3 protein-coding genes are annotated in these 2985 nt (G+C 63.0%); 2 read left to right on the plus strand and 1 reads right to left on the minus strand.

Features of this window, described 5'->3' with window-relative positions; all coding sequences use genetic code 11:
• Nucleotides 1–203 precede the first annotated feature (203 nt).
• Entirely contained in the window at nucleotides 204–1382 is a 1179-nt protein-coding gene (locus tag EN893_RS26615; protein ID WP_127269118.1) for a cystathionine beta-lyase, read from the minus strand.
• Between the two features lie 454 nt (nucleotides 1383–1836).
• Between EN893_RS26615 and EN893_RS26620 the strand changes: the two genes are divergently transcribed.
• Together EN893_RS26620 and EN893_RS26625 are read left to right on the plus strand one after the other, a co-directional pair.
• Nucleotides 1837–2472 (plus strand): DUF1326 domain-containing protein, encoded by a 636-nt coding sequence (locus tag EN893_RS26620; RefSeq protein WP_127269117.1) that lies wholly within the window; start codon nucleotides 1837–1839, stop codon nucleotides 2470–2472.
• A 9-nt stretch (nucleotides 2473–2481) separates the two neighbouring features.
• Nucleotides 2482–2985, plus strand: a 504-nt coding sequence (locus tag EN893_RS26625) for a DUF2182 domain-containing protein (protein ID WP_206640178.1), incomplete at its 3' end; no start/stop codon positions are given.

Below are 2985 nucleotides of genomic sequence, written 5' to 3' on the forward strand. Positions count from 1 at the left end.
CGCCGATACAGGCGACGAGACGCTCGCGCAGCGTCGCGCCGGCAAGAATGGGAACAAAAAGGCGGAAAGCCATGGGGTCGAAAACTCTGCCGGTATTCCAGGGGAAGTCGAAAATGTGCTGATCGCACCGCAATGACGCGGCATCGTTGAATTTGAAAGCCAAACTGATCCGGCAAACCGCAATTTTAGGGAATAGAATTCCGCTACGCAGCCGCCGCGGCGGTCAGGCCGCGCGAGATGTCGGCCTTCAGGTCGTCGACGTCCTCGAGGCCGATCTGCAGGCGGATCAACGGACCCTCATAGGGCGCTTTTGCAACGACGCGGTCGCCGAGCCAGACCGGTACGGCAAGGCTCTCATAGCCGCCCCAGGAATAGCCGAGGCCGAAGATCCGCAGCGCGTCGAGAAAGGCGTGCTGCTGCTTCTGGCCGCCACCGGCAAGAACGATGGAAAAGATGCCGCTGGAGCCGGAGAAATCTCGCTTCCACAGAGCGTGGTCCGGATGGCTGGGCAGGGCCGGGTGGAGCACGCGCGCCACGCCCTTCTGGCCCTCGAGCCAGGAGGCGATGGCAAGCGTACTGCGCTGATGGTGTTCGAGGCGCACGCCCATGCTGCGCAGGCCACGCAGCACCTGGTAGACGTCGTCGGGCCCGGCGCAACAGCCAAGCGTGCAGAAGCTCTCGTAAAGATGCGTCCAGCAGCTCTCATTGGCCGACACCGTGCCGAGCAGCACGTCGGAATGGCCGGCTGGGTATTTGGTCGCCGCATGGATCGAGATGTCGACGCCGTGGTCGAGCGGACGGAAATAGAGTGGCGTCGCCCACGTATTGTCCATCATGACGATGGCGCCCGCGGCGTGCGCCGCCTTGGCGATAGCCGGGATGTCCTGCACCTCGAACGTGTTGGAGGCCGGCGATTCCGTGAACACCACCTTGGTGTTGGGCTTGATCAACGCCGCGATGCCGGCGCCGACATCGGGGGCGTAATACTCGACCTCGACGCCCAGCCGCTTCAGCATCGTGTCGGCGAAATTGCGGGTCGGATGATAGACGGTATCGACGATCAGCAGATGGTCGCCGGCCGAGACGAAGGCGAGCAGCGGCACCGTCACCGCCGCAAGGCCCGACGGCACTACGATCGTGCCTGCCGAGCCTTCCAGCGCGTCTATGGCATGGGCAAGCGCATCGGTCGTCGGTGTGCCGCGCGTGCCGTAAGTGTATTTCTGGGTGCGTGCCGCCATCGAAGCCGCGTCGCGAAACAGCACGGTCGAAGCATGCACCACCGGCGGATTGACGAAGCCGAAATAGTCGTGCGGATTGTTGCCCGAATGGGCAAGCCGCGTGTTGATGCCCATCCCGCCGTGCTCGCTGCCGTCCTTCGCCATTCTGCGTCGCCTTGTTTGACAAGCCGCTAGCCATAGTGCGGCGCTATGGACCGTGCAACAGCCACCGCCCGCCAGGAGGCGGACTTCGAATATGCCAATTCGTCGCGGCAAAAACAGCGATGCTGGGACAGGGTATTAAACGAAAAACCCGCCTGTGCGGCGGGTTATCGGCGCAAATCAGCACCATGGACGAATATGTACCATAGCTGAGGGCAGGGTGTCAAGAAAAAATTCCTATCGGGAAAGGCGGTCTTTGATTGATCTGCGTTAGGAGTCCTCATCTCAGCCGATCGGCCTATTGTGGGCGGCTGTGGAAGGTATATGATTGCAGGCTAATATTAATCGCCGGATTGCTTCGATCAGATGCTGCCGGATGGTTGCTGCCGGTTGACCTCTGGTCCTCCACGATCCGGATCGCGCTCACGAAGCGTGAGCGCGGCAAGGGAGGAATGCCATGCCGGACGTCAAATGGGCCATGAAGGCGCGCGAATTCATCAATTGCAACTGCGCCTATGGCTGCCCGTGCCAGTTCAACGCCATGCCGACATACGGATTCTGCCAGGCGGTCGCCGGCATGGAAATCGAGAGCGGCCATCACGGCGACACCAAGCTCGACGGGTTGCGGTTCGTCGGGATTTTCAGCTGGCCCGGCGCCATACACCAGGGCGGGGGTGAAGCCGCGGTGGTCATCGACGAGAGGGCGACGGAAGCCCAACGTGGCGCGCTGCTTCGCATATTGGGCGGTCTGGACACCGAGCCAGGTGCAACGATATTTCAGGTCTTTTCGACCACGCTGGAGAAATTCCACGATCCGATCTTCGCGCCGATCGAATTCAAAATCGACGTCGACGCGCGAACCAGTCAGCTGCATGTCGAGGGTATAACCGACGGTCGCGGCGAGCCGATCCGGAATCCGGTCACCGGCGCCGCGCACCAGGCGCGCATCGACTTGCCGCACGGCTTCGAATACGCGATCGCCGAGGTCGGGCGCGGCTGGACCAAGGCGACGGGCCCGATCAAGTTCGAACTGGCCGATACGCACAGCCATTTCGCCAATCTGCATCTTACGCAGAGCGGCATCGTGCATTGACCTGATCCAATGGGCGATACGGCCCTCGAGGCGGTGCTGAGGCGCGATCGCGCGGTCGTGATGGCCGCGCTCGTGGTGATTGCCGTGCTCGCCTGGGCCTATGTGCTGTGGCTCGCCGCCACCATGGTCATGCCCGGCTCCCCCTTGCCGGATAGCGGAGGCGGCGACATGGCCGGCATGGATATGGCCGGCATGGATATGGGCGCCGCCATGGCGCCCGGCTTCCGGCCCTGGGCATTGGGCGATTTCGCCTTCACCTTCACGATGTGGGCGGTGATGATGGTCGGCATGATGACGCCGTCGGTCGCGCCGATGTTGCTGCTCTATGCCGGTGTCGGCCGCAAGGCGCGGGCGGATGGCCGGCCCATCGCTTCGACGGGATGGTTTTTTGCCGGCTACCTCGCCGTCTGGGTCGTCTTCAGCCTCCTGGCGACCGGTGCGCAATGGCTTCTCGCCCGTCTAGCCTTGCTCGATCCCTCGATGTCGACCGGCAGCGCGATCCTCGGCGGCCTC

It is taken from the genome of Mesorhizobium sp. M7A.F.Ca.CA.004.04.2.1 (assembly GCF_004022825.1).
Taxonomy (GTDB): domain Bacteria; phylum Pseudomonadota; class Alphaproteobacteria; order Rhizobiales; family Rhizobiaceae; genus Mesorhizobium.

Coding starts and splice junctions, on each gene's coding strand:
- EN893_RS26615 (WP_127269118.1), bottom strand. CDS start 1,382: ATGGCGAAGGACGGCAGCGAGCACGGCGGGATGGGCATCAACACGCGG.
- EN893_RS26620 (WP_127269117.1), top strand. CDS start 1,837: ATGCCGGACGTCAAATGGGCCATGAAGGCGCGCGAATTCATCAATTGC.